15 protein-coding genes and 1 pseudogene are annotated in these 18489 nt (G+C 62.5%); 10 read left to right on the top strand and 6 right to left on the bottom strand.

All coding sequences use genetic code 11. The annotated features are described in order from the left end of the window. Window positions 1-29: 29 nt before the first annotated feature. Complete coding sequence (locus NKI08_RS05130; protein ID WP_352767601.1) at window positions 30-893, bottom strand: hypothetical protein; 864 nt, start codon at window positions 891-893, stop codon at window positions 30-32. A 718-nt stretch (window positions 894-1611) separates the two neighbouring features. Between NKI08_RS05130 and NKI08_RS05125 the strand changes: the two genes are divergently transcribed. Both NKI08_RS05125 and NKI08_RS05120 read left to right on the top strand, forming a co-directional pair. After that, complete coding sequence (locus NKI08_RS05125) at window positions 1612-2424, top strand: nucleotidyltransferase family protein (protein WP_352539322.1); 813 nt, start codon at window positions 1612-1614, stop codon at window positions 2422-2424. After that, complete coding sequence (locus NKI08_RS05120; protein ID WP_352767599.1) at window positions 2417-3169, top strand: metallophosphoesterase family protein; 753 nt, start codon at window positions 2417-2419, stop codon at window positions 3167-3169. Before NKI08_RS05125 ends, NKI08_RS05120 begins: the two co-directional genes overlap by 8 nt. Before the next feature lie 320 nt (window positions 3170-3489). Here the strand turns inward: NKI08_RS05120 and NKI08_RS05115 are convergent, their stop codons facing one another. Beyond that, window positions 3490-5103 carry a DHA2 family efflux MFS transporter permease subunit gene (locus tag NKI08_RS05115; RefSeq protein ID WP_352767597.1) on the bottom strand — a complete coding sequence of 538 codons (1614 nt, stop codon included), beginning with the start codon at window positions 5101-5103 and terminating at the stop codon, window positions 3490-3492. Beyond that, on the bottom strand, window positions 5100-6275 hold the full coding sequence (locus NKI08_RS05110; RefSeq protein WP_352539320.1) for an HlyD family secretion protein: 1176 nt from the start codon (window positions 6273-6275) through the stop codon (window positions 5100-5102). Before NKI08_RS05110 ends, NKI08_RS05115 begins: the two co-directional genes overlap by 4 nt. A 268-nt stretch (window positions 6276-6543) precedes the next feature. Here NKI08_RS05110 and NKI08_RS05105 point away from each other — a divergent pair, with 268 nt between their 5' ends. Further along, the gene (locus tag NKI08_RS05105; protein WP_023675469.1) at window positions 6544-6975 is read left to right on the top strand and encodes a hypothetical protein; all 432 of its coding nucleotides are present in this window, start codon (window positions 6544-6546) and stop codon (window positions 6973-6975) included. A 286-nt stretch (window positions 6976-7261) separates the two neighbouring features. Here NKI08_RS05105 and NKI08_RS05100 read toward each other — a convergent pair whose 3' ends face one another. From NKI08_RS05100 to NKI08_RS05090, 3 genes are all read right to left on the bottom strand, one after another. Then, on the bottom strand, window positions 7262-8452 hold the full coding sequence (locus tag NKI08_RS05100; protein ID WP_352501918.1) for an NADH-quinone oxidoreductase subunit D: 1191 nt from the start codon (window positions 8450-8452) through the stop codon (window positions 7262-7264). Window positions 8453-8518: 66 nt separating this feature from the next. Beyond that, complete coding sequence (locus tag NKI08_RS05095; RefSeq protein ID WP_352767594.1) at window positions 8519-8944, bottom strand: hypothetical protein; 426 nt, start codon at window positions 8942-8944, stop codon at window positions 8519-8521. A gap of 147 nt (window positions 8945-9091) precedes the next feature. Further along, window positions 9092-9766, bottom strand: coding sequence for a DUF2161 domain-containing phosphodiesterase (locus NKI08_RS05090; protein WP_352767592.1), 675 nt, complete (start codon window positions 9764-9766; stop codon window positions 9092-9094). A 341-nt stretch (window positions 9767-10107) separates the two neighbouring features. Between NKI08_RS05090 and NKI08_RS05085 the strand changes: the two genes are divergently transcribed. The 7 genes and pseudogenes from NKI08_RS05085 to apnL all read left to right on the top strand — a co-directional run bounded on the left by NKI08_RS05085 (window position 10108) and on the right by apnL (window position 18449). Further along, the gene (locus NKI08_RS05085; protein ID WP_352586635.1) at window positions 10108-10935 is read left to right on the top strand and encodes a phosphogluconate dehydrogenase C-terminal domain-containing protein; all 828 of its coding nucleotides are present in this window, start codon (window positions 10108-10110) and stop codon (window positions 10933-10935) included. A 264-nt stretch (window positions 10936-11199) separates the two neighbouring features. Further along, window positions 11200-12141, top strand: coding sequence for a D-ribose ABC transporter substrate-binding protein (locus NKI08_RS05080; RefSeq protein WP_352469588.1), 942 nt, complete (start codon window positions 11200-11202; stop codon window positions 12139-12141). Between the two features lie 113 nt (window positions 12142-12254). After that, window positions 12255-12908, top strand: coding sequence for a DUF2291 family protein (locus NKI08_RS05075; RefSeq protein WP_352767589.1), 654 nt, complete (start codon window positions 12255-12257; stop codon window positions 12906-12908). Next, window positions 12905-14449, top strand: a complete 1545-nt coding sequence (locus NKI08_RS05070; protein WP_352767587.1) for a sugar ABC transporter ATP-binding protein — start codon at window positions 12905-12907, stop codon at window positions 14447-14449. The genes NKI08_RS05075 and NKI08_RS05070 overlap by 4 nt, the downstream gene beginning before the upstream one ends. Further along, window positions 14446-15509: pseudogene (locus tag NKI08_RS05065) on the top strand (ABC transporter permease). The gene NKI08_RS05070 and the pseudogene NKI08_RS05065 overlap by 4 nt, the downstream one beginning before the upstream one ends. Before the next feature lies 1 nt (window position 15510). After that, window positions 15511-16545, top strand: coding sequence for a Gfo/Idh/MocA family protein (locus tag NKI08_RS05060; protein WP_352767585.1), 1035 nt, complete (start codon window positions 15511-15513; stop codon window positions 16543-16545). Then, the gene (gene apnL / locus NKI08_RS05055) at window positions 16542-18449 is read left to right on the top strand and encodes a D-apionate lactonase (protein ID WP_352767583.1); all 1908 of its coding nucleotides are present in this window, start codon (window positions 16542-16544) and stop codon (window positions 18447-18449) included. Before NKI08_RS05060 ends, apnL begins: the two co-directional genes overlap by 4 nt. Window positions 18450-18489 lie beyond the last annotated feature (40 nt).

Genomic DNA, 18489 nt, shown 5'->3' with positions numbered 1-18489 from the left:
GGCTGCCACGACGGCGGTCGGCTCGCGGTTCAGCTGGCTTGCGAAGTTACAACACAGTTATCGAAGGCTGCATCGATGATGGCGAGCTTGACCGCCTGGGCGGTCATGTATTCCTGATAGAACTCGCTCGACACCCACGTGACCGAGTGACCGCGCTGGCCCAACCAGCCGACGCTGCCGAGTTCTTCGGCATCGCCCAATTTGCGTGACAGGTGGGTCCGGGAAAGCTTGAGCCAGTTCGCGAAATCTCCGATTGAGACGACACCGGTCGGGATTCGGCCCAGGTCGGCATGATCGGGGTCGACGCCGGACATCAGCCAATCCATGACGATGCCGCCATTGTCGAGCCAGGTGAATAAGGAAAAGGTCTGTCTCGGCTCCCGCACGGCATGCGACGAAAGCAGGCCGTCGGCCACCAGCGGCTGCAGTTTGGCGAGCATGTCCGGTTGTGCGACGAATGCAGCCAGTCGAAATCCGCTGTCCAGGCTGTCCAGCGTTCTGAGATGAGCCATGACCCAGCCGGCAACCGTCTCCAGAGTGCCCGCGGTCGGCTCAAAGGGGCGGATGCGCCCATATTTGATCGGCAGATGCCGGATGAAGCCGTAATGCAGCATCTCCTTCAGGAAGGCGTCGGCGGTGTTGCGGCTGGCCACCGAATGCCGGCAGATGTCGTCCATGAACCGTGCGGACGTAAGTCCCTTGCGATGATCGTCCGGCTCTCGATTGAAATACAAGGCAAGGCCGATATGGGCCATCAGCCAACGTTGTTGGGTGGCGAATACGGAGGCCAGCCGCGGGTTCGCTTCATAGGTCTGGAGAAGCGTCCGCGACTGAGCCTGGACATGGCGACGCAGCGCCGGATGGCGGGCAATGTCTTCAGAAACCAGCGCCATCCCCGCCGAGCCCAACCAAATTTGCAACTGGAAATACGATCACAATTTCAGCCTTCGCGGGTCGTGTCCAGAGCCGGCGCATCAGGATACGAGCCGAATCCCGCCGGCTGGTGGCTGAATTCCGCCACTTGATCGCCGAGGCTGATCTCGCGAGGCGCTGATCTCGCTGCAGAAGGCCAGCCTGCTCGAACCCGCCAATGATGGCCCCGCCCCGTCCAGCCCGTGCTCCCGCCGATGGCGACGCGGAACCAACACAAGCTTTGCTCGTTGAAGAACGCTGATTTGGACTGAGACTGTGAGGAACTACAAAATGGAGAATGGCCTTTTCGCCACGCCGCCTGCAGCGTTCCGGAAAACAGAGTCGGTTTGGCTACGGGCGCTGAAAGGGCTGTTGCGCCGGGTGCGCAGCGCCTCCGACAGCTCCGGAACCATGTTGAAGCCAATCCTTTCCGGACCTGAGGATGATAGCGGGCCTACTCCGCCTCGACGGGCTTGAGGCTGATTGCACTGCGATCCTGACGCCAAAATAACCGGTCGCATGTCTTTTCATCACTGCCGCGACGGCGACAGCCATGACCGCTTCGAAGGCCTGCGACGGCGATGTGTTCGCCTGATGCAGCGGCGGGAGCGGCAGTACCGCGTAACGGCGGGAACCATCGGGCGTGCTTGGCTATTAGATACAGGCGGCTGCTGGTCTGCCGGGCCAGGAGCCATTGCCATGATCATTAATCCCCCACCGGAAAGCGCCATCCCGGCATCCGTTCCGTCGGTCGATCCAAAAGCCGCCCCGACGCCTCGCAATGCCGAAGCGGAGGTCTTTTATATCGAGGCGATCCGCGAGCTTGTTACGACCGGCATCCCCTTTCTCGTCGCCGGCACCTATGCCGTAAGCGCCTATACCGGGATCACCCGCCTGACCAAGGATCTCGATATTTTCTGCAAGGCCGGCGACTGCCCGCGCATCCTCGCCCATTTCAAGCGGATCGGTTACGCTGTCGTGGTCGAGGACGACCGGTGGCTCGGCAAAGTGTTCAAGGGCACGCATTTTTTCGACGTCATTTTCGCCTCGATGAACGGCACAATGCCCGTCGACGACCTGTGGCTGGAGCACGCCCGTCAGGGCGAATTGCTGGGCAGCCAGGTGCGGATCATCGGCCCAACCGAGCTTATCTGGTCCAAAAGCTTCATCCAGGACCGCCGCCGCCACGATGGCGCCGACGTCGCGCACACCATCCTCAAGGCGCACGACCAGATCGATTGGCAAAGGCTGCTTTCCTACATGGAAGTCCATTGGGAAGTCTTGCTGATGCATCTTTTGAACTTCCGATGGATCTATCCGACGGAGCGAGACCGTGTGCCGGCGTGGCTGCTCGACGAATTGCTCGACCGGCTGGCCAAACAGCGCGAACTGCCGCCTTCCCGGATGCGGATCTGCCGCGGGCGCATGCTTTCACGAACCGACTATGAGATCGACGTCAAGGAATGGGGCTTTGCCGACGTCGGCGGTGAAGGAGAATATAGCGATGGCTGACGAACTCAAACCTGCTTCGGCAAAGGCGGAAAACGGCGGCACACTCAAGATCGCCGCCATCGGCGATCTGCATGTCGGCAAGGAGGACCAGGCGTCGTACCGCGATCTTTTCGGCGAGATGTCGCGCGAAGCCCAGGTTCTCGTGCTGACCGGCGACCTTACCAATCTCGGCAAGCCTCGGGAGGCCGAATTCCTTGCCGAGGAACTGCGTGCCTGCACGATCCCGGTCGTCGCCGTACTTGGCAACCACGACTATGAGTCAGGCGCCGTCGAGCAGGTCACCGACATTCTGCGCCAGGCGGGCGTTCATCTGCTCGATGGCGAGGCGACGGAGATTCACGAGGTCGGGTTCGTCGGGGTCAAGGGTTTCGTTGGCGGTTTTGGATCGCGCATGCTCGGCTCCTTCGGCGAACCGGCCATCAAGTCGATGGTGGCGGAAAGCGTGAACGAAGCGATGCGGCTTGAAAACGCGATGCGGCAGGTCCGCGCCAAACGCACGCTTGTCGTTCTTCACTACGCGCCTGTCGTCGAGACGGTCGAAGGCGAGCCGCTGGAGATCTTCCCGTTTCTCGGTTCGTCACGCCTGGCCGAAACGATAGACCGGTTCCAGGTCAGTGCGGTGGTGCATGGTCATGCGCATCGCGGCGCCTACGAGGGCCGTACGCCGGGCGGGGCGTCGGTCTATAACGTTGCCATGCATGTCGCCAAGCCGACTGGCCGCCCCTACGCCATGCTCGAAATCTGACAGGCAGCGCCACTGGCGCAAGCAATCGCCCGTGCACGCTGCAGAACGATCATGGCAATTGCCGGTTAACAGCCATCCGCTTCGGTGGAATGTCGTTTTCATCCGGGTTGGGAACGGGATCCTCGTCGGGGAGCCTGTCGGGGTCCGGCTCACGCACGGGCTTGGGATCGGGGATGGGAGGCGGTGGCACCGGGGTCGGTGTTGGCTCGGGTGTGGGAATAGTGGCCATCGTAATCATCTCCTCTTGGCGCAGAACAACGCAACGGGTCGGCTGGTTCCCGGCTTGCCCGTTTTTGGAACTACACCGTCGCGCCTGCGGGTCAGCCCATCTCCGGATTCGGCTGGCTGCCGCCTGACTTGCTTGACCGCAGCAGCAGCGCCAGCGGAACGAGCAGGGCGGTTGCCACCGCGCAGTAGCGGAAGACATCGACATAGGCGAGCAGCGTGGCCTGGCGAGCGATCAACTGACCAAGCCAGGCGATCGCCTGCTGCTTCGCCTCGACCATTGGCGAACCCTGGGCGACGAAATGCTCGGTCGCCTGCCGAAGCGCCTGCTGATAGGCGGGCGACGACTGCACGGTGTGGCCGACCAGATTCGTTTGATGGATCTGGGAGCTTTGCGCAATGACGGTGTTGGACAGCGAGACGCCGATGCTGCCGCCGATATTGCGTGCAACGTTGATCAGCGCAGATGCCTGGTTGGTCTTCTGCGGGGGCAGGCCGACATAGGCCGCGGTCGAGATGGGAATGAACAGGAACGGCAGCCCGACCATCAGGAAAACACGGGCAAAGGCAAAGAAGCGGAAGCTGGCGTCCGGAGTAAGCGAGGTCATATGCCAAAGGGCCACTGCGACCACCGACATGCCCATCATGATCAGATATTTGGGCTGCACGATGCTGCCTACAAATCCGGACACCGGCATCAAGATCAACATGGCGATGCCGCCCGGCATCATCGAAAGGCCCGAGAGCGTCGCGGTGTAGGCAAATGTCGTCTGCTGCAGCTGCGGCACGATCTGGGTGGTGCTGAACAGGATAGCACCGACCGCCATCATGACCAGGAAGGCTGTGCCGAACTGGCGCGTGAACAACAGACGCATGTCGACGACCGGATCGCCGCGACTGAGTTCCCATGGGATAAGCAGCAGGAACGCGATCGCGGAAATCACTGCGAAAGTGGTGATGAAATCCGAGGCGAACCAATCGTAGCGCTGGCCCCGGTCGAGAAAAATCTCCAGGCACCCCAATACCGTCGCTACCAGGACGAACCCGATCCCGTCGATCTTCAGGCCGCCTTTCAGCCGTTCCTTGCGTTCGCGTTCGAGTACGTCCGGTTCGACCAACAGCCATTGCACCAGGGCCAGCGACAGGATGCCGAACGGCACGTTGATGAAGAAGATCCAGTGCCAGGAGAAATGGTCGGTCAGCCAGCCGCCGATCGTCGGCCCGACCGTCGGTGCGACGATGACGGCAATGCCGTAAAGCGCGAAGGCCTGCGAGCGCTTTTCTGGCGGAAAGGTATCGGCAAGGATCGATTGCTCGCTTGGCGCCATGCCGCCGCCGCCGAGTCCCTGAAGGACCCTGAACAGGATGAGCAGTTCCAGGTTGGGCGCCAGTCCGCACAGCAGCGACGCGACGGTAAAGGTCGCAACGCAGAGCATGTAGTAGCGCTTGCGGCCGATGACGCTTGCCAGCCAGCCGCTGACCGGGATGATCACCGAGTTGGCAACGAGATAGGTGGTAATCACCCAGGTGCTTTCGTCCATTCCGGCCGCCAGGCTGCCGGCGATGTTGCGCAGGGCGACATTGGCGATCGAGGTGTCGAGCACCAGCATGAAAGTGGCGATGGAGACGACGACGGCGATAAGCCAGGGATTGTGCGTCCCGGCGGCGGATCGGCTTTCACCCTGATTTCTGGCGGTTTCGCCGCTCATCGCACCTTGACCGTCGGCACCACCGACAGGCCTGGCCCGAGAAGCACATCCGGCGGCTTGTCGAAGACGATCTTGACCGGCACGCGCTGCACCACCTTGACGTAATTGCCGGTGGCATTTTCGGCCGGCAGGAGGCTGAAGGCGGTGCCGCTGCCGGCCTGAATACTGTCGACGCGACCATGGAAGGACTTGTCCGGGTAGGCGTCGATATCGATGTCGACCGGCTGTCCCTGCCGCATCAGATCGAGCTGCGTCTCCTTGAAATTGGCCTTCACCCAGACCTCGTCGGGAACGAACATCATCAATACCTGGCCAGGTTGGGCGTAGGTGCCGTTAGCCGCAGAAATGCTCGTTGCCCGCCCGGCTGCGGGTGCTGTGATAGTCGTGCGTGACAGCGTCGTGCGGGCTTGCTCCTGGCTGGCCTTGGCCTGCTCGAGCTGCGCCTCGGCACTCCTGGCCTGTGCCTGCAAGACCGAAACCTGGCTTTTTGCCGAGGCGACATTGGCCTCGGCGCTGTCCAGCGCAGCCTGGTCCTGACGCAACGTCGATGCCGCCTGCTGCGCCTGCTGCTGCGTTGCCGTGCCCCTGGCCAGGAGTTCGCGATTGCGTTGATCCTCGGCCTTGGCGAAATCCAGCGCTGCCTTGGCCTGTGCAACCTGCCTCTGGGCAGCGTTTACCTTTGCTTTTTGAGCCTCGATCTGCGCGGCGACATTGACGATTTCGGCCTCGGCCGCGGCGACGCCGGCGTCGGCCTGCTTCAGGTTTGCCTGATAGTCGCTGTCGTCGATACGCAGGAGGACATCGCCCGCCTGTACGTGCTGATTGTCGGTAACCGCCAGCTCGGTAATGCGGCCGGCTATTTGCGCACCGATCGTCACTATGCGCGCATCTATGAAGGCGTCGTCGGTCGATTCGTACTGGCGAGCGTTCAGCCACCAGATCGCGATGCCTGCCACGACGAGCAACAGCGCAAGCGCGATGGCTGCGGCCGCATAGGGATGGCGCCTGAGAAAGCCGAGCAGACCGGCCTTTCGTTGCGAGGCATTCCCGTCGGGTTTTTCCTGCCGGGGCTCTGCCGATCGCTCACGAGATTCTCGAACCGGGGCCGGTTGCTCCCGGGTTTCATTTACAGGCTCGACGTCTTGCTCGACGCGTTGAGGCTTCGTGTCCAACGGAATTGCTTTCAAGATTGATATTGCAGCCGCCGAAGCGGACGCAAAGCCAAACGGCAAGCTTCCGCAAAAGTTCCTGTCCGGAAACGGGTTCGGTTAACGGGTCGACATCGAACACAGGCGGGGGCGCGTCGGAATTCGAGCGCCGCTTCACCGGGCAGGTGATCCGTACGCCTCATGTTGCGGCGGTCCGGCCTTGTCAGCGCTCCATGGCGCGATAATTGCTCATATAGGCGTGGGCGAATTCACCTGTCGACAGGAGCCGACCATGAAACATCAAACACTCGACCAACTGCAGGCCGTCGCGGAAGTTGAGTCCTTCGCGGCGTATCCGGCGATGACTCGAACCCAGCGGATTGAACGTTGGGCGGAACTTCTCGAACAAAACCCGACGCGATGCCTTGGGGCGCTTCCAGGCACCGAATATATGAACAGGGAAGCGCGCGACAGATCGCGTGGCGCTGGGACGCCGCTCACTGTCGCCTTCGAGGATCCGGTTCTGCGTGCCATGGGCCTCAGCGATGATACCTATGGTGAGGCAAAGCGCTTCTTCGAACTGAGCGACCGGCAGTTGCACCAAATCGTCTGCCATTGCCATGTCGGCGCTACGATGCAAGCGAGATGGGCCGCTGCCAGGGTGCGCGGGATAGTTCGCGGCAACAGATTTGTTGCCTGGATGAAGGGCTTGATCGTGCATTGAGGCGGTACGAGGAACGGCGGAACACGCGTTCTTTCCGCGCCGTGGAGAGCGCTTCCGAACTTGGAAGGGCTCGTGCGCCGTCGGGCCGCGCAGATTGTGAAACTCCTCGACGCTTGGCTGCGCCTTGTCGCGGCCATGCGTCCGTCTTTGATGTGAGAATTTGAGCTGGCCCGCCACAGGTGAGAGCCTTCGTCTGACCGGCGGTCGAGCGCCGTCCAGGCCTGCCTGCGCGGCTACTAACGACGAATGATCCTGCGATCGGGGAAGATCCTGCGACCTGGCTAAACTAGCGATCGATTTCTCCGAACACGATGTCGAGCGAGCCGATGATCGCGGCAACATCGGCGATCATATGGCCTCGGGACAGGAAATCCATCGCTTGCAGGTGGGCGAAGGAAGGTGCGCGGATCTTGCATCGGTAGGGAACGTTGCCCCCGTCCGACACGAGGTAGACGCCGAATTCACCCTTCGGCGCCTCGACGGCGGCATAGACTTCACCGCTCGGCACGCGAATGCCTTCGGTATAAAGTTTGAAGTGGTGGATTGTCGCTTCCATCGAGCGCTTCATCGTGGCACGCGGCGGCGGCGTGATCTTGTGGCTCGGAATCGCGACCGGTCCCTGGCCTTCTGGTGAGCGCAACTTTTCCAGACATTGCCGCATGATCCGGACCGACTGGCGCATTTCCTCCATGCGGACGAGATAGCGGTCGTAGCAGTCGCCATGCTTGCCGACTGGGATATCGAAATCCATCTCCGAATAGCATTCGTATGGCTGCGCCTTGCGCAGGTCCCAGGACGCGCCCGATCCGCGCACCATCACGCCGGAAAAGCCCCAGGCCCAGGCATCATCGAGGCCGATCACCCCGACATCGACATTGCGCTGCTTGAAGATGCGGTTCTCGGTCAACAGCTCTTCGAGATTGTCGCAGACCTTGAGGAACGGATCACAGAACTTCCAGATGTCGTCTAGGAGTTCCGGCGGCAGATCCTGATGCACGCCGCCGACCCTGAAATAATTCGCGTGCATGCGGGCGCCGGACGCGCGCTCATAAAAGACCATCAGCTTCTCGCGCTCGGCGAAACCCCAGAGCGGCGGCGTCAGCGCGCCGATGTCCATGGCTTGCGTGGTGACGTTGAGGAGGTGCGATAACAGCCGGCCTATTTCGCAGAAAAGCACGCGGATGAGCTGTCCGCGTTTCGGAACCGATATTTCGAGGAGCTTCTCGGCGGCGAGACAGAATGCATGCTCCTGGTTCATCGGCGCGACGTAGTCGAGCCGGTCGAAATAGGGCAAGGCCTGCAGGTAGTTCTTGTACTCGATGAGCTTTTCGGTGCCGCGATGCAGCAGGCCGATATGGGGATCGGCGCGTTCCACGATCTCGCCGTCGAGTTCGAGCACCAGCCGCAGGACGCCGTGAGCGGAGGGATGTTGTGGCCCGAAATTGATGGTGAAGTTGCGAACTGCAGCCTCGGCCATGACAGTCCTCCGCGATCAAGCGGGCTTTGGTTCCGTGCCGGAGCCGGCTTGTCCGCTTTCAGCCGCTCACGTCGTCGTCTGGATGATCAGCGTCAGCGTGCCGTCGCCGTCGATATTGGCTGCGACGACCTGCGTGGAATTAAGCCCGTTCGCCGCCAGCGCCGATGCCGCCTGCGGCGATGCGTCGATCGAACTTTGCAGGATGCGCAAATCCTCGGCGCTGGTCTGGGTGACGACGGCCTCCGCCTGTGCCTTGATGTCAGGAGGCAGATCCTCCATCGCCACGATTGCCACTGCGGTGAAATTCTGGGCGGAGAAGGCTTGGTCAGGTGTAGCCTGGTCGGGAGTGGTCCCTTCGGGCGTGGCTTGCTCTGGCAGGGTTTGCGGGGCCGTCGGCGGGACAGGGGCAAGCTCTGGTCCCACGGATTGCGCATAGACCGGCGAGGCAAGGGCCAGTGCCGAAAGTGTGGCAATTGTCGTCGATAGGCGCATGGCCATTCCTTCCGTTTGCTTAGCGGACGATCAATTCGGTGACGACAAAACCATCGTGTCGAAATATGGTTCCGTGAGCGAGGTGATGTCTTGGCGGAAGCCGTGATTGTCGCGGAAAGCAGGGCGCGAAATCCGGCGTTGCCTGTTTCAGGCAGCGGTGTGGCTGCGATCGGGCTGCGGCCAGCGCTGCAACGCCTCATGGCCCTGAGCGGTCAGTTCGTAGATCCCGCGATCGGTGCGTGCGAACCAGCGATACACATTGTGCAGCAGAATCTTGGGCGCGTTCGGCAGGTTGGGCTTCAAGTCACGCGGCCGCTTTGGGCCATCGGCGAGGGCTGCGGCGCATGCCAGTGCCTGCTGGCGATAGGCGGTCATGATCGGCGCACGCGAGCCGCCGCCGGCGACAGGATCTCCCTGCCGACGCCGATGTTCGTCAATTAGCTTCGAGCGGCGCCGGGGATTCCGACGCGGAGCCAATGCCGTCGGGCTGAGCAGCACCTGAACCTCGCCGTTCGGTCGCACGCCAAGCAGGCCAAAGCCGAGCCGACGGCAGAGATTGCGGTATCTCACATCGCTCTCACGGCCCTTGCCACGGGCCGACATGCATGCCGCTAGCCAGACCTCGTCGCTCGCCGCCATACGGTCGACGCCCTGGAGCACCAGTTCGAGGTTGAACTTCAGCTTCAGCTCGCAGATGACGACGATCGGCGGAGAGTCGGCACTCAGCGCCAGCAGATCGCAGCCGCCGATCTCGCCCTTGACCATAAATCCCAGGCCTTCCAGGAAGGTCTTGACCGGGCTGTAGAGTGAAGTTTCGAGCATGGGCCTTTGTCGGCTGCGAATCATTCCGCCGATCGGCGGTTCAGCGCGATGATCGCTCCTTGCCGTTGAACAGGAGGTAAACGACGGCCAAACAAGTGGTCAGAGCCGTGCCATGGCCGCTTGCCAATTTGGTATGCTGGTATAATGTGTACCTAAGATAGCATGCTCCGCGTAGCTGCGCTGTGCTGGACATCCGGGGGCCCGAGACACCGTCCATGGCATCGTCATTTGAGCGGCGGCTCCCCTGCGTTCTCTAATCCGCCGACCGGCGGCAATGTGCATACAAGTCAATGGGATGACGATCGGCAGGGCCGTCGTTGGAATTCAGGAGTAACGGACACATGACAACGATTGCGCTGTTTGGTGCGGGCGGCAAAATGGGTTACCGTCTGTCGACCAATTTTCGCGGATCTCCCTATACGATACGCCATGTCGAGGTCAGCGACGCCGGCCGCGAGCGGCTTAAGTCGGGCCTCGGCATCGATGCCGTCAGCGCCGATGAGGCGCTTGATGGAGCCGATGTGGTGATCCTGGCGGTGCCGGACACGCACATCGGCAAGGTCGCGGCGAGTATCGAGAGCAAGCTTGCATCAGGCACGATGGTCGTCGTGCTCGACGCCGCGGCACCTTTCGCCGGGCATTTGCCGAAGCGGCCGGACCTGACCTATTTCGTCACCCACCCGTGCCATCCGCCGATCTTCAACGACGAGACCGACATGGCGGCTAAGAAGGATTATTTCGGCGGCGTCAAGGCCAAGCAGCACATGGTCAGCGCCTTGATGCAGGGACCGGAGGAGGATTTCGCCAAGGGTGAGGCGATCGCCAAGATCATCTGGGCGCCGGTCATGCGCTCGCATCGCGTCACCGTCGATCAGATGGCGCTTCTCGAGCCCGGCCTTTCTGAAACGGTGTGCGCCTCGCTGCTCGTCATCATGAAAGAGGCCGTCGACGAGGTGGTGGCGCGCGGGGTCGACAAGCAGGCGGCGCTCGATTTCCTGCTTGGGCATATGAACGTGCTTGGCGCCGTCATCTTCGGCGAGACCAAAGGCGTGTTCTCCGACGCCTGCAACAAGGCGATAGAGTTCGGCAAGCCGGTGCTGATGCGCGACGACTGGAAGCGGGTGTTCGAGCCGGAGGAGATTGCCGCGAGCATTCAGCGCATCACTTGAGGGCAGCGACGCGTTCTTCGGAACATGTCACCTGAAATTGTCATTGACTCATTATACCAGTTGGCTTAGCTGTTCGATGGATCGGACGTCAAGCTTCGCAGCAGGATCAGGCGCTGGATGAGTGGAGGATAGGGGGAGCGATCCGTCGCTGTGAAGCCGGCCAAGGGCTTGTGAATCTGACGCGACCCGCCGCCTACGGCCGGCTAACGAAATCGAATGCATATAGCCTTGGGACAAGGCACGGATTTTCAACGGGAGGAATACATGAAACTGACACGCAGAATGACGCTTGCGGCTTTTGCCGGCATGCTGGCGCTTGGCACCGCCGCACCCGCCTATGCGGCGGATTTGATCGCCATCATCACGCCCTCGCATGACAATCCGTTCTTCAAGGCGGAAGCTGTCGGCGCGGAGGCGAAGGCCAAGGAACTCGGCTACGAGGCGTTGGTGCTCGTCCATGACGACGACGCCAACAAGCAGTCCGAATTGATCGACACGGCGATTGGCCGCGGCGCCAAGGCGATCATCCTCGACAATGCCGGCGCCGACGCCACCGTCGCCGCGGTGCAGAAGGCCAAGGACGCAGGCGTTCCTTCCTTCCTGATCGATCGCGAGATCAATGCCACCGGCGTTGCCGTCGCGCAGATCGTCTCCAACAATTATCAGGGCGCCCAGCTCGGCGCGCAGGAATTCGTCAAGCTGATGGGCGAGAAGGGTAATTTCGTCGAGCTCGTCGGCAAGGAATCCGACACCAATGCCGGCATCCGCTCCAAGGGTTACCACGACGTCATCGACGACTATCCGGACCTGAAGATGGTGGCGCAGCAGTCGGCCAATTGGAGCCAGACCGAGGCCTATTCAAAGATGGAATCGATCCTCCAGGCCAATCCCGATATCAAGGGCGTGATCTCCGGCAACGACACGATGGCGATGGGCGCTCATGCGGCACTTGCCGCTGCCGGCCGCAAGGACGTCATCGTCGTCGGCTTCGACGGGTCGAACGACGTGCGCGACTCGATCACCTCCGGCGGCATCAAGGCGACAGTCCTGCAGCCGGCCTTCGCGCAGGCGCAGATGGCGGTCGAGCAGGCCAACGACTTCATCAAGAACAAGAAGTCCCCGGCTGAGGAAAAGCAGCTGATGGACTGCGTCCTGGTCAATGGCGACAATGCCGCCAAGCTGGAGACGTTCGCGCTCACCAACTGAGCCGGCGTAACATCAAGCAGCAAGGGACGAGCCTCCGGTTCGTCCCTTGCTTCCATTTCGCCCTTGCCTCCATTTCTCTGGGTGCTCCTGACCGCCATGCCGAACGAGCCGACATGTTCAACACGCTGACCCGGCCGATCCTTGTCGCGTTGTTCCTCGCAGCAATAGGCAGCCTGACCGCCTGCAAGATCCTGCCGACGCCGTCGGCGGAAAACGGCGGCACTGGCTCCGCATTCGATCCCGACAAGATGGTCGAGGACATCTGGGCGGCGAAAGTCATACCCTATCTGCAGCAGAAGGCCGGGCCGTTTGCCGAGGTTCACACCTTGGCCAAGACCGATCCCGCCGCTGCCGGCGCCAAATACGGCAACCCGAAGAAGCAGGCGAATTCGCCATGGACCTTCGCCGTTCGGCTCGAGGGCAAGGTCGTGGCAGCCAACACACAGTCACGCGCGGCGACGATGGACGTCGATGCCGACGGCGACGGCAAGGCGGACGCGCGGGTGCAGATCGGACCCGCAATGCGCGGAACCGCGCTGCGCGACAGCCTCGACTTCATCCAGTTCAACGATTTCACCAACCAGATCGACTTCGCCCAGTTCGGCAAGGCTTTCAACGCCTATGCCGACAAGACCGTGCTTTCCAAGCTGCCGCGCGAGGCACTCGAGGGCCGCAGCGTCGAGGTACTTGGCGCCTATACGCCGGGCAGTGGCCAGGACCTGCCGCTGGTGACGCCGGCGGAGGCAAAGATCGGGCCGAAGTCATGAGCGGCGATCAAGATGTCATCCTGAAGCTGGAGGACGTCTCGAAAGTCTATTCCGGCACCGTCGCGGTCAAGCGGGCGAATTTCGAGGTGCGCAAAGGCGCGGTCAACGTGCTGGTCGGCGAAAACGGAGCCGGCAAATCGACGCTGATGAAGATCATCGCCGGCGTCGAGCAACCGACGCTCGGGCGCATCCTGCTGGACGGCGAGGAGGTTTCATTCTCGTCTTCCGGTGATGCCGTGAGCCGCGGCATCGGCATGGTTTTCCAGGAGCTGAATCTGTTCGGCAATCTGACTGTCGCCGAAAATATTTTCGCCACCCGCGAGATCACCAACCGCTTCCGCAAGATCGACCGCAAGGAGCAGGAGCGCCGCGCGGCGGAGTTCCTTGAACGCCTGGAAGCCGGCATCCGGCCCGACATGCTGGTCGAGGATCTGCGCATCGGCCAGCAGCAGTTGGTCGAGATCGCCAAGGCGGTTTCGCTCGATGCGCGCATCCTGATCATGGATGAACCGACCTCGGCGCTCAGCGCGGCGGAAGTCGAGATACTGTTCAAGGTGATTGCCGACCTCAAGGCACGCGGCGTGGCAATCGTCTACATCTCGCACCGGCTCGAGGAACTGATCCGCATCGGCGACACCATCACGGTGCTGCGCGACGGCCGCATCACCGGCCAGGCGGAGATGAAAGACGTCGACACCCAGTGGATCGTGCGGCAGATGATCGGCTCGGATGCCAAGGACTTCGCCAAGGCCGACGGCCATGTGCCGGGCGAGGAAATATTCCGCGCCGAGGACATCTGCCTGCCGCGCGTCACCGGCGGGCTTGCGGTCGATCACGTCTCGCTGTCGCTGCGCGCCGGCGAAATTCTCGGCATCTATGGCCTGATGGGCGCCGGACGCAGCGAGCTGTTCGACTGCATCATGGGCCGCCACGGCCATTCGACGGGCACGATATTCATTGCCGGCAAAAAAGTGCACGAGCGCGACACGACGCGGCGCATCCGGCGCGGCCTGGCGCTGATCCCCGAAGACCGCCAGCGCGAAGGGCTGGTGTCGATCCTCTCCGTCGCCAGCAATCTGACGCTGGCCAGCCTGTCGCGGTTCGTGCGCCTGTTCCACATTCGTGGTGCCGCCGAACGACAGGCGGTGACCCAGACGGTGCGCGAACTGGCGATCAAGGTCGCCGATCCGGCGCAGGAAGCCTCGTCGCTGTCAGGCGGCAACCAGCAGAAGGTGGTGATCGGCAAGGCGCTGCTCACCGGGCCGAAGGTGCTGTTGATGGACGAGCCCAGCCGCGGCATCGACGTCGGCGCCAAGGCCGACGTGTTCCGCACCATGCGCAAGCTGTCGCGCGACGGCCTGGGGATTCTGTTTGCCACCTCCGATCTCGACGAAGTGATGGCGTTGTCCGACCGCATCGCGGTGATGAGCAATGGAAAACTGACCGGCATGTTCGACCGCGCCGAGGCGACGGAGGCCGCACTCGTCGCTGCCTCCGCCTTCGGCCACGGACCGGTCCCGCACGGAGAGCAAGACGCATGACTGACATCCCAGCCAAGGCGGCGGTCAACTCCATGTCGGGCGGCTCGGTCCTGCTGACGCTGATGAAGGCGAGGACGTTCATCGCGCTGATCGCCGTGCTGTTATTCTTCTCGATAGCCGCCCCCAATTTCCTATCGGCCGCCAATCTTATCCTGATGTCGAAGCATGTGGCGCTGAACGCATTCCTCGCAATGGGCATGACCTTCGTCATCATCACCGGCGGCATCGACCTGTCGGTCGGCTCGATCGTCGGCCTGTGCGGCATGGTGGCCGGCTATCTCGTGCTCAACGGCATCGACCTGCAGGTCGGCTATACCATCTATTTCAACGTCTTCGAGATCGCGCTGATCACGCTTGCCGTCGGCATATTGATCGGCGCCGTCAACGGCTTGCTGATCACCAGGCTCAACGTTGCGCCGTTCATCGCCACGCTCGGCGTGCTCTATGTCGCGCGCGGCCTGGCGCTGCTGTCGTCCGACGGCCGTACTTTCCCCAATCTCGTCGGCAAGCCGGAGCTCGGCACCACCGGATTCGGCTTTCTCGGCGCCGGCCGGTTGCTCGGCCTGCCGGTCGCGCTCTGGATTTTGCTCGTCGTTGCGCTAGGGGCGGCCTATCTCGCCAAATACACCCCGCTCGGCCGCCACATCTTCGCGGTTGGTGGCAATGAACGGGCGGCGCGGATTTCGGGCGTCCGCGTCAATATGGTGAAGATGTTCGTCTACATGTTCTCCGGCTTCTGCGCGGCGATCGTCGGCTGATCATCTCGTCGGAGCTGATGGCGTCGCATCCGGCGACCGGAGAGAGCTTCGAGCTCAACGCCATTGCCGCGGCGGTGCTCGGCGGCACCTCGATGTCGGGCGGTCGCGGCACGATCGGCGGCACCATTGTCGGCGCCTTCGTAATCGGCATCCTTTCGGACGGGCTGGTGATGATGGGAGTGAGTTCGTTCTGGCAGATGGTGATCAAGGGCCTCGTCATCATCGTCGCCGTCGTCGTCGACCAGGCACAGCGCCGGCTGCAGAGCCGTGTCACGCTGATGCAGATGGCAAAGGCCGGCTGACATGGCGGAACTGCGTGGAGCGCTGATCGGCTGCGGCTTCTTTGCCATCAACCAGATGCATGCCTGGCGCGATATAGAGGGCGCCTCGATCACCGCCATCTGCGACCGCGATCCGGACCGGCTACGGATCATTGGCGACCAGTTCGGGGTCGCACGGCGCTATACCGACGCGGCAGCGCTGTTTGCCGGCGAAAGGCTGGATTTCGTCGACATCGCCACCACGGCACCAAGCCACAGAATGCTCGTGGAGATGGCGGCGCAGCACGGCGTTCCGGCAATCTGCCAAAAACCGTTTGCGCCGACGCTTGCCGACGCCAAGGCGATGGTAAAGGCCTGTGCTGACGCCGGCGTGCCGCTGATGGTGCATGAGAATTTTCGCTGGCAGTCTCCGATCCAGGCGGTGCGTACCGTGCTCGACAGCGGCGAAATCGGCACCCCCTTTTTCGGACGGATCTCGTTCCGCTCTGCCTATGACGTGTTTTCCGGCCAGCCTTATCTGGCGACGGGAAAGCGCTTCATCATCGAGGATCTGGGTATCCACATCCTCGACATCGCCCGCTTCCTGCTGGGCGACGTCTCGACCGTCACTGCGCGAACGGCGCGCATCAATCCCGGCATTGCCGGCGAGGACGTTGCGACGATGCTGATGGACCACACGGGCGGCGCCACTTCCGTGGTCGACTGCAGCTACGCGAGCAAGCTCGCTACCGAGCCGTTTCCGGAGACGCTGATCGAGATCGACGGCAGCGACGGCACGATCCGGCTGGCGCAGGGCTACCGGCTCACCGTCACCGGCAGGAGCGGGACAGCTGTGAGCGACGTCTCGCCACCGCTGCTGGCCTGGGCATCACGGCCGTGGCACAACATCCAGGAAAGCGTCGTCGCCATTCAAAAGCATTGGGTCGACTGCCTGACCAAGGGAACCGAGCCCGCGACCTCGGGCGCGGACAACCTCAAGACATTAGCGCTGGTCGAGGCTGCGTACGCTGGCGCCGCAAGCCGGGAGCCGGTGCAACTCGACGCCTTGCTGAAATGACAGCCGACGCCTTCCTCCTCTACGGCACACGTGCCGTTGAAGCCGAACCGGTCAGGCTGCGCGCCGGCGCGCTGACGGCGGACTTCGTCAACGGCAATCTGCGCACCATCCGGCATGGCGGCACCGAGGTTCTGCGCGCCGTCGCCTTCATCGTCAGGGATCGCGACTGGGGCACCTACGAGCCGGCGCTCACCGATTTAATCATCGACCAGGGCGATGACGCTTTCTTCGTCAGCTATTCGGCAGGTTGCTTCGGACCAGAGGGAAGCCGGCTCGACTTCCGTGCGACCATCAAGGGCTCGGCCGATGGCCAGCTGATCTTCGACGTGAGCGCTCTTCCCGACAACGATTTCGAGACCAATCGCTGCGGCTTCTGCATCCTGCATCCAATTGCCGGGCTGGCCGGCAGCCCGGTCACGGTCGAGCATACCGATGGCAGCGTGGTCGCGACGCGGCTTCCAGAGCTGATCGATGCCTGGCAGCCTTTCAAGGATCTGCGGGCGATCACCCATGAGATCCGGCCGGGCGTCACCGCCGAATGCCGGATGCAAGGCGACATTTTCGAGATGGAGGACCAGCGCAACTGGTCGGATGCCTCCTACAAGACCTATGTCCGGCCGCTCGCGCTGCCATGGCCCTATGTGCTGCCTGCCGGCAAGACCTTCCGCCAGACCACTAGTTTGCGGATAGAGGGTCGCGGGAAAGTGCCGGCCGCTGCGGCAATCGCGGACCCAGTTCGCGTCACGCTCGGCCAAGCCGGACCGGCGCTGCCGGATGTTGGCGTGATCATCTACCCGGATGAGGTCGAGGCGGCGCTGGGCAAGCTACCGATGCTGTGCGAGCTTGGTCCGCAGCAATTGATGTTCCACTACGACCCGACGCGTGGCCATGGGGTCGACGCCTTGCGATCCTACGCCCGGCTCGCCGCCGCCTATCCGGTCCGGACAACGCTCGAATGTGTCATTGCCGGCGACGGCGATCTCGACGCCGAGCTTTCAGGCGTCGCCGACAGGGTGCGCCAGGCCGGGCTCAAGCTTTCGGCCATTGCCGTCTCGCCCTCGGTCGACCGGCAGTCGACGCCGCCGGGCAGCGCATGGCCGCAATGCCCGCCGCTCGAAGACGTCTACGCCGCGGCGCGGCGCTCCTTTCCCGACAGCCGCCTCGGCGGCGGCATGTTCAGCTATTTCACCGAACTCAATCGCAAGCGTGTGCCGGCCGACCCGCTCGATTTCGTCACGCATTGCACCTGCCCGATCGTGCACGCCTCCGACGATCTCAGCGTCATGCAATCGCTGGAGGCATTGCCTTTCATCGCGGCGTCAGTACGAACGATCTTCGGAACAATACCTTATCGGATCGGGCCGTCGACCATTGCCATGCGCCAGAACCCTTATGGCGGCGCGACCAAGGCTAATCCCGACAGTCAGCGCATTGCCATGGCCAACCGCGACCCTCGCCATGCCGGGCTGTTCGGGGCCGCATGGACGATCGGCTATGCGGCGCGCGTTGCGCCGGCCGGGCTCGAAATGCTGACGCTCTGCAGCTTCACCGGACCATTCGGCGTGCTGGCCTCGTCGGGCGAACCTGTCAAAGAAGGTACACCCCGGCCGATTTTCCACGCGGTGAAAGGACTTTGCGATCTGGCCGGCCATGCGCATGTGGCGGCGACAACGACCGATGAGACGCGGGTGCTGGCACTGGCCGGCCACTCCCAGACAGGCAAGATCATCGTCTGGCTGGCGAACCTTACTCCGGACGACCTTCCAGTCGATGTTTCCAGGCTCGGTTCCGATCAGGGTTTTCTGAATATCTGGGATGGACGAACGTCACGCCAGATTCAGCGCGACGCGTCGGGCCGAGACCGTCTTGTCATGACGCCCTACGCAATCGTCCGGATTGGCTGAAGTCACACCGGGGTTCATGAATCGCCGCAGTTCCGCAGCG

This window comes from Mesorhizobium sp. M0768 (assembly GCF_040320195.1).
Classification (GTDB): domain Bacteria; phylum Pseudomonadota; class Alphaproteobacteria; order Rhizobiales; family Rhizobiaceae; genus Mesorhizobium.
Note: the sequence above shows the minus strand (reverse complement) of the source record. Positions and strands in the feature narration are given on the sequence as shown.

Coding starts and splice junctions, on each gene's coding strand:
- NKI08_RS05060 (WP_352767585.1), top strand. CDS start 15,511: ATGGCGGAACTGCGTGGAGCGCTGATCGGCTGCGGCTTCTTTGCCATC.
- NKI08_RS05095 (WP_352767594.1), bottom strand. CDS start 8,944: ATGCGCCTATCGACGACAATTGCCACACTTTCGGCACTGGCCCTTGCC.
- NKI08_RS05105 (WP_023675469.1), top strand. CDS start 6,544: ATGAAACATCAAACACTCGACCAACTGCAGGCCGTCGCGGAAGTTGAG.
- NKI08_RS05115 (WP_352767597.1), bottom strand. CDS start 5,103: ATGAGCGGCGAAACCGCCAGAAATCAGGGTGAAAGCCGATCCGCCGCC.
- apnL (WP_352767583.1), top strand. CDS start 16,542: ATGACAGCCGACGCCTTCCTCCTCTACGGCACACGTGCCGTTGAAGCC.
- NKI08_RS05085 (WP_352586635.1), top strand. CDS start 10,108: ATGACAACGATTGCGCTGTTTGGTGCGGGCGGCAAAATGGGTTACCGT.
- NKI08_RS05080 (WP_352469588.1), top strand. CDS start 11,200: ATGAAACTGACACGCAGAATGACGCTTGCGGCTTTTGCCGGCATGCTG.
- NKI08_RS05130 (WP_352767601.1), bottom strand. CDS start 893: ATGGCGCTGGTTTCTGAAGACATTGCCCGCCATCCGGCGCTGCGTCGC.
- NKI08_RS05125 (WP_352539322.1), top strand. CDS start 1,612: ATGATCATTAATCCCCCACCGGAAAGCGCCATCCCGGCATCCGTTCCG.
- NKI08_RS05100 (WP_352501918.1), bottom strand. CDS start 8,452: ATGGCCGAGGCTGCAGTTCGCAACTTCACCATCAATTTCGGGCCACAA.
- NKI08_RS05075 (WP_352767589.1), top strand. CDS start 12,255: ATGTTCAACACGCTGACCCGGCCGATCCTTGTCGCGTTGTTCCTCGCA.
- NKI08_RS05090 (WP_352767592.1), bottom strand. CDS start 9,766: ATGCTCGAAACTTCACTCTACAGCCCGGTCAAGACCTTCCTGGAAGGC.
- NKI08_RS05070 (WP_352767587.1), top strand. CDS start 12,905: ATGAGCGGCGATCAAGATGTCATCCTGAAGCTGGAGGACGTCTCGAAA.
- NKI08_RS05120 (WP_352767599.1), top strand. CDS start 2,417: ATGGCTGACGAACTCAAACCTGCTTCGGCAAAGGCGGAAAACGGCGGC.